At 63.6% G+C, this 6606-nt stretch carries 7 protein-coding genes; 4 read left to right on the top strand and 3 right to left on the bottom strand.

All coding sequences use genetic code 11. From position 1 onward, the window contains the following. Positions 1 to 10: 10 nt before the first annotated feature. The 3 genes from H0I86_RS02290 to H0I86_RS02300 all read left to right on the top strand — a co-directional run bounded on the left by H0I86_RS02290 (position 11) and on the right by H0I86_RS02300 (position 3219). Entirely contained in the window at positions 11 to 1429 is a 1419-nt protein-coding gene (locus tag H0I86_RS02290) for a glutamate synthase small subunit GltD family protein (protein ID WP_007925837.1), read from the top strand. A gap of 229 nt (positions 1430 to 1658) precedes the next feature. Continuing rightward, positions 1659 to 2726 (top strand): uroporphyrinogen decarboxylase, encoded by a 1068-nt coding sequence (gene hemE / locus H0I86_RS02295; RefSeq protein WP_180923833.1) that lies wholly within the window; start codon positions 1659 to 1661, stop codon positions 2724 to 2726. Between the two features lie 145 nt (positions 2727 to 2871). Further along, positions 2872 to 3219 (top strand): YgiW/YdeI family stress tolerance OB fold protein, encoded by a 348-nt coding sequence (locus H0I86_RS02300; protein WP_009046606.1) that lies wholly within the window; start codon positions 2872 to 2874, stop codon positions 3217 to 3219. Positions 3220 to 3311: 92 nt separating this feature from the next. Here the strand turns inward: H0I86_RS02300 and H0I86_RS02305 are convergent, their stop codons facing one another. Continuing rightward, positions 3312 to 4580, bottom strand: a complete 1269-nt coding sequence (locus tag H0I86_RS02305) for an MFS transporter (RefSeq protein ID WP_180923834.1) — start codon at positions 4578 to 4580, stop codon at positions 3312 to 3314. A 120-nt stretch (positions 4581 to 4700) separates the two neighbouring features. On the opposite strand from H0I86_RS02305, the gene H0I86_RS02310 reads away from it, so the two are divergent. Next, positions 4701 to 5594: a LysR family transcriptional regulator gene (locus H0I86_RS02310; protein WP_180923835.1), complete on the top strand. Its 894-nt coding sequence runs from the start codon at positions 4701 to 4703 to the stop codon at positions 5592 to 5594. Between the two features lie 60 nt (positions 5595 to 5654). Here H0I86_RS02310 and H0I86_RS02315 read toward each other — a convergent pair whose 3' ends face one another. Continuing rightward, complete coding sequence (locus H0I86_RS02315) at positions 5655 to 6101, bottom strand: excinuclease (protein WP_180923836.1); 447 nt, start codon at positions 6099 to 6101, stop codon at positions 5655 to 5657. Between the two features lie 40 nt (positions 6102 to 6141). Continuing rightward, positions 6142 to 6588 carry a hypothetical protein gene (locus H0I86_RS02320; protein ID WP_009046610.1) on the bottom strand — a complete coding sequence of 149 codons (447 nt, stop codon included), beginning with the start codon at positions 6586 to 6588 and terminating at the stop codon, positions 6142 to 6144. Positions 6589 to 6606 lie beyond the last annotated feature (18 nt).

Below are 6606 nucleotides of genomic sequence, written 5' to 3' on the forward strand. Positions count from 1 at the left end.
GGTTTTAACTATGGCTGAACGTCTGAATAATGACTTCCAGTTCATCGAGGTCGGGCGCAAGGATCCGAAGAAGAAACTGTTGCGTCAACGCAAGAAAGAGTTCGTGGAAATCTACGAACCCTTCAAACCCCAGCAATCGGCCGACCAGGCCCACCGCTGCCTGGGTTGCGGTAACCCGTACTGCGAATGGAAGTGCCCGGTGCACAACTTCATTCCCAACTGGCTCAAGCTGGTGGCCGAGGGCAACATCCTCGCCGCCGCCGAGCTGTCGCACCAGACCAACACCCTGCCGGAAGTCTGCGGCCGGGTATGCCCGCAGGACCGCCTGTGCGAGGGTGCCTGCACCCTCAACGACGGCTTCGGCGCGGTGACCATCGGTTCGGTGGAGAAGTACATCACCGACACCGCCTTCGCCATGGGCTGGCGTCCGGACATGTCCAAGGTCAAGCCGACCGGCAAGCGTGTCGCGGTGATCGGCGCGGGCCCGGCGGGCCTGGGCTGTGCCGACGTACTGGTACGTGGTGGCGTGACCCCGGTGGTGTTCGACAAGAACCCGGAAATCGGCGGCCTGCTGACCTTCGGCATCCCCGAGTTCAAGCTGGAAAAGACCGTGCTGAGCAATCGTCGCGAAGTCTTCAGCGGCATGGGCATCGAGTTCCGCCTCAACACCGAGGTGGGCAAGGACGTGACCATGGAGCAACTGCTCGAAGAATACGATGCGGTGTTCATGGGCATGGGCACCTACACCTACATGAAGGGCGGCTTTGCCGGTGAGGACCTGCCGGGCGTGCACGACGCACTGGACTTCCTGATCGCCAACGTCAACCGCAACCTGGGCTTTGAAAAGTCGCCGGAAGATTTCGTCGACATGAAGGGCAAGAAGGTCGTGGTCCTCGGTGGTGGCGACACGGCGATGGACTGCAACCGCACGTCGATCCGCCAGGGCGCCAAGGCAGTGACCTGTGCCTATCGTCGTGACGAAGCGAACATGCCGGGCTCGCGCAAAGAGGTGAAGAACGCCAAGGAAGAAGGCGTGAAGTTCCTCTACAACCGCCAGCCGATCGCCATCGTCGGCGAAGACAAGGTCGAAGGCGTGAAGGTGGTCGAGACCCGTCTCGGCGAGCCGGACGCCCGTGGCCGCCGCAGCCCCGAGCCGATCCCGGGTTCCGAAGAGGTCATCCCGGCCGACGCCGTGGTCATCGCTTTCGGTTTCCGCCCGAGCCCGGCGCCGTGGTTCGAGCAGTTCAGCATCCAGACCGACAGCCAGGGCCGCGTCGTGGCGCCGGAGCAAGGCCAGTACAAGCACCAGACCAGCAACCCGAAGATCTTCGCCGGTGGCGACATGGTGCGCGGTTCCGACCTGGTGGTGACGGCGATCTTCGAAGGCCGTAACGCCGCCGAAGGCATCCTCGACTACCTGGGCGTTTAAGCTGCTGCGCTCGGCTATGCTGCGTTGAAAACAGACTCGGAATGCTCATTGACAGCTGTCAACTCCGCTTCCTCGTCTGTTTTCGCCTTGCCTAGCCTTCGCTCGCGACGCTTAAAGGACTGTTTATAGTCCGCGACAAATTGACCCGATAGATAAAAGGCACGGCTCTCGCCGTGCCTTTTGCGTCGCGCTCTGAGAAAATGCCCGCACTTTTTTTCCGGATGCCGACATGACTGCCCTGAAGAACGACCGTTTCCTTCGTGCCCTGCTCAAGCAACCCGTAGACGTCACCCCGGTGTGGATGATGCGTCAGGCTGGGCGCTACCTGCCTGAATACCGCGCCAGCCGTGCCAACGCCGGTGACTTCATGAGCCTGTGCATGAACCCGGAGTTCGCCTGCGAAGTCACGCTGCAACCGCTGGACCGTTATCCACAGCTGGATGCGGCCATCCTCTTCTCCGACATCCTGACCATCCCCGACGCCATGGGCCAGGGCCTGTACTTCGAAACCGGCGAAGGCCCGCGTTTCAAGAAGGTCGTCAGCACCCTGGCCGACATCGAGGCCCTGCCGATCCCGGATCCGCACAAGGACCTGGGCTACGTGATGGACGCGGTCAGCACCATTCGCCGCGAACTCAACGGCCGCGTGCCGCTGATCGGCTTCTCCGGCAGCCCCTGGACCCTGGCCACCTACATGGTCGAGGGCGGCTCGTCGAAGGACTTCCGCAAGACCAAGGCGATGCTCTACGACAACCCGCAAGCCATGCACCTGCTGCTGGACAAGCTGGCGCAGTCGGTCACCAGCTACCTCAACGGCCAGATCAAGGCCGGCGCGCAAGCGGTGCAGATCTTCGACACCTGGGGCGGCAACCTGTCGGCGGCGGCCTACCAGGAGTTTTCCCTGGCCTACATGCGCAAGATCGTCAGCGGCCTGATCCGCGAGCACGAAGGGCGCAAGGTGCCGGTGATCCTGTTCACCAAGAACGGCGGCCTGTGGCTGGAAAGCATTGCCGACGCCGGTGCCGACGCCCTGGGCCTGGACTGGACCTGCGACCTCGGCGAAGCGCGCCGGCGGGTCGGCAGCAAGGTCGCCCTGCAAGGCAACATGGACCCGACCGTGCTCTACGCCAAGCCGGAAGCGATCCGTGCCGAAGTCGGGCGCATCCTCGCCAGCTACGGCAAGGGCAGCGGCCATGTGTTCAACCTCGGCCACGGCATCACCCCGGAAGTCGACCCGGAACACGCCGGCGCCTTCCTGCGCGCGGTACACGAACTGTCGGCGCAGTATCACCAGTGATCGCGACCCGCTAATCAGGCCCGGCATTCGCCGGGCTTTTTTTGGGGCTCTTCACGCAATCCCGGGAAACGGCCTGGCGGATTAAGTTTCAATTCAGCCTGGCTGGTTAATCTGGCGCTATCGAAACCCACATTGGATCACTGCCATGAAAACCCGTTACCTCGTTCTGTTGCTCGCTCCGCTGTTCAGCACCGCCGCCCTGGCTGTCGGCTACACCGGTCCAGGCGCCCAGGCCGTCACCACTGTCGCGGCGGCCAATGACGCCTCGGACGATACGCCGGTGGTGTTGCAGGGCCATGTGGTCAAGAAGCTGAACAACGACGACAAGTACGAATTCAAGGATGCCAGCGGCACCATCACCGTCGAGATCGACGACGAAGACCTGCCGCCAGTGGCGTTCAACGAAAAGACCCAGGTCAGGCTGACCGGTGAGGTCGAGAAGGGGCTGATGAAGCGCGAGATCGACGTCGACCTGGTGGAAATCGTCAAGTAAGCCGATCGACAGCCTCGGCTATCGCCCATGCCGGCGACCGGACCCCGCACATGGATCGCGGGGGGCTGGTCGCCGGCATGTTCGTTTAGCGACTACTGAGTGGCCAGCGGCGGCAGCTTGGCCAGCTTCAGCGCTATCAGCAACGCCACCACCAGCAGGGCGCTGATGAACAGGCCGATGCCGTTCCACCCGGCCATGTGCCAGAACACCCCGCCCGCCGTCCCGGCGATGCTCGACCCGGCGTAATAGCTGAACAGGTACAGCGATGAAGCCTGGCCCTTGGCCTTGAGGGCGCGCCGGCCGATCCAGCTGCTGGCGACCGAATGGGCGCCGAAGAAGCCGAACGTGAAGATCAGCATGCCGATGATCACCACCGGCAACGGGCTGAGCATGGTCAGGGCGAGGCCGGCGAGCATCAGCGAAATGGTGGCCCAGAGCATTTTGCGTCGCCCCAGGCGGTCGGCCAGGGCGCCGATTTTCGCCGAGCTGTAGATCCCCGACAGGTACACCACCGACAGCAGGCCGACGAAGGCCTGATCCATGTGATACGGCTCGGCCAGCAGGCGATAGCCGATGTAGTTGAACAGTGTGACGAACGCGCCCATCAGCACGAAGGCTTCGAGGAACAACAGCGGCAGGCCGGCATCGCGAAAATGCATGGTGAAGCCGTCCAGCAGGCTGCGCGGGTGCAGTGAGCGGGCGCGGAAATTGCGCGATTCGGGGAGGATTTTCCAGAACACCGCCGCCGCGATCAGCGCCAGGCCACCGATCACCAGCATCGCCGTGTGCCAGCTGACGAAGTCGATCAGCACCCCGGTGATCAGGCGGCCGCTCATGCCGCCAATGGCGTTGCCACCGATGTACAGGCCCATGGCCAGGCCGATGTGCTGCGGGTGGATCTCCTCGCTCAGGTAGGTCATCGCCACCGCCGCCAGGCCGCTCAGGGACAGCCCCACCAGCGCGCGCATCAGCAGCACGCCGTGCCAGCTCGGCATCATGGCGCTGGCAATGGTGCACAGCGCGGCGGCGAACAAGGCGGCCACCATCACCGGCTTGCGGCCGATGCGGTCGGAAATCGGCCCGGTGACCAGCAGACCGATGGCCAGCAGGCCGGTGGCGACCGAGAGGATCAGGCTGCTCTGCGCCGCGTTGATGGAAAATTCCCGGGACAGCAGTGGCATCATCGGTTGCACGCAGTAGAGCAGGGCGAAGGTGGCGAAACCGCCGGAGAACAGCGCCAGCACCGTGCGCATGAACATCGGCGTGCCTTTTTCGATGTAGGCCTCGTTCAGTTGCGCGACGACCCCATCGAGGGCGGTGGGAGGGAGTTCGTGGGCGAGTGGAGCGACAGCGGTTTTCACGGGGGACCTCGGGGGAGCGCGGCCGGACAGGCAATGGAAAAAAGCATATAGCTGGCTAATGTTTCTTTCCAATATATTGTTCGACATGATTGATATGTTTTTCGACCTAATGAGGCGATCATGGAATTGCGTCACCTGCGTTACTTCATCGCGGTGGCCGAAGAGCTGCATTTCGGCCGCGCCGCCCAGGTCCTGGGCATCTCCCAGCCGCCTTTGAGCCAGCAGATCCAGGTGCTGGAGCAGGAGGTGGGTGCGCGGCTGTTCGAGCGCACCAATCGTCGGGTCGAACTCAGCGAGGCCGGCAGGCTGTTCCTCGATGAAGCACGACAGGTGCTGGCTCAGGTCGACAAGGCGGCGGATGTGGCCCGGCGGGCGCAACGGGGAGAGCTGGGGGAGCTGAAAATCGGTTTCACCTCGTCGGCACCCTTCAACTCGAGTATTCCCCAGGCGATCTTCGCCTTTCGCCAGCGCTTTCCTAACGTGCACCTGAAACTGCGGGAGATGAGCAGCACCCAGGTGGCCGAGGCGCTGCTGGACGAGTCGATCCAGGTCGGCATCATGCGGCCGTTGCCGCTGCCGGACTCCCTGAGCGTGGTGGAGTTGCTGCGCGAACCGCTGGTGGCGGTGCTCGGCTCCAAGCATCCGCTGGTGGCCGGCAGCGAAGCCGGGCTGGCACTGTCGGCCCTGGCCCACGAACCTTTCGTGTTCTTCCCGCGCAGCTACGGCAGCGGCCTGTACGCGCAGTTGCTGACCCTGGCCCGCGATGTCGGCTTCACCCCGCACTTCGCCCAGGAAGCGGGCGAGGCCATGACCATCATCGGCCTGGTGGCGGCGGGGCTGGGTGTCTCGGTGTTGCCGGCGTCCTACCAGCGCATGCGTATCGACGGCGTGGTCTATCGACCGCTGCTCGACCCCGAGGCAGTTTCGGCGGTGTGGCTGGCGCAGCGCACCGACCAGCGCTCGCCAATGGCCAAGGCCTTTGTCGAGCTGCTGACCCGCAAGGCTGAGTTGTGAGTGAAAGGGCGCCGAAAGGCGCTCTTTGTCGTTTCCGGGGGATGGAAACCTGTTGGTACCTTACTGCACCTTCGCCAGATCGCCGCGCAGCGCGACGCCTGCCATCAGGGCGCCCGCGTGGCATTCGTAGGTTTTCGCGTCCTTGCGCTCGTTGCTCTTGTAGAAGCTGGCGATGTCGGTCACGGCATTGGCGCCGACTTTCTTGGCCGCCTGGTGCAGGGTGATCAGCGCCGATTGCAGGACCCATTCGCAGGCCACTTCGTCGCTTTTGTTGAAGGCGTTGGTCTTCTTGTTGGTGACCGCGCCCGCGCTGATCACCGTGACCTTGCCGGCGGGCTTGTTGCCGGCCAGGTAGAACTTCACGCTGCCGTCGATCTTGCCGGTGCTGATGGCTTCGGCGACCACCTTGTCGAACGGCAGGTACAGCGCGGTATCACGGGCCTGGCTGACGCCGGGCAGGGTGCAGAACAGCAGGGTGGCGGCAGCGGCCAGGGTCTTCAATTGCATGGTGGTCTCCTTGACGTAGAAAGCGGGTGGCAGCTGGCGCTCAATTAGGCGCGGCAATCGCCTGGGCCGAGCTGGACAGCTGTTGCGCGGTCCGTTCGTTCTGGTTGTCCTTCAGCTCGCGCAGGATGCCCTTGTCCAGCAGGCGCACCCAGCGGATGTAGTTCTTGTGGATCTTGCCGTCCGCGTAGCCCATGCCGCGGCTGTCGCGGTAGAGGATCTTGTAGTGGGTCGGCGCGTACTGGATGTCGATTTCCACGTGGTATTGCTCGCGCACGGTGATCTCGGCCTGGATCAGCTCCGGGCTGATGCGTTGCACGGTCCACTTGCGGGCGACCAGGTTTTTCAGGATCGCCTGTTTCATTTCCTCATGGTCGGCCTTGAGGGTGGCGGGCAGGACCCGGTCAGGGGTGTACATGCGCTTGCTGGTGCACGAGACACAGGTCAGCAGGGCCAGCACGATCAGGCATGCGCGAAGCAGGGAGGGCATTCCATTTTCTCCAGGGGG

This window comes from Pseudomonas chlororaphis subsp. aurantiaca, from assembly GCF_013466605.1.
GTDB lineage: Bacteria > Pseudomonadota > Gammaproteobacteria > Pseudomonadales > Pseudomonadaceae > Aquipseudomonas > Aquipseudomonas chlororaphis_I.

What these genes read in the sequence shown, in the direction of transcription:
- H0I86_RS02290 (WP_007925837.1), top strand. Translation starts at nt 11, where the DNA reads ATGGCTGAACGTCTGAATAATGACTTCCAGTTCATCGAGGTCGGGCGC.
- hemE (WP_180923833.1), top strand. Translation starts at nt 1,659, where the DNA reads ATGACTGCCCTGAAGAACGACCGTTTCCTTCGTGCCCTGCTCAAGCAA.
- H0I86_RS02300 (WP_009046606.1), top strand. Translation starts at nt 2,872, where the DNA reads ATGAAAACCCGTTACCTCGTTCTGTTGCTCGCTCCGCTGTTCAGCACC.
- H0I86_RS02310 (WP_180923835.1), top strand. Translation starts at nt 4,701, where the DNA reads ATGGAATTGCGTCACCTGCGTTACTTCATCGCGGTGGCCGAAGAGCTG.
- H0I86_RS02315 (WP_180923836.1), bottom strand. Translation starts at nt 6,101, where the DNA reads ATGCAATTGAAGACCCTGGCCGCTGCCGCCACCCTGCTGTTCTGCACC.
- H0I86_RS02320 (WP_009046610.1), bottom strand. Translation starts at nt 6,588, where the DNA reads ATGCCCTCCCTGCTTCGCGCATGCCTGATCGTGCTGGCCCTGCTGACC.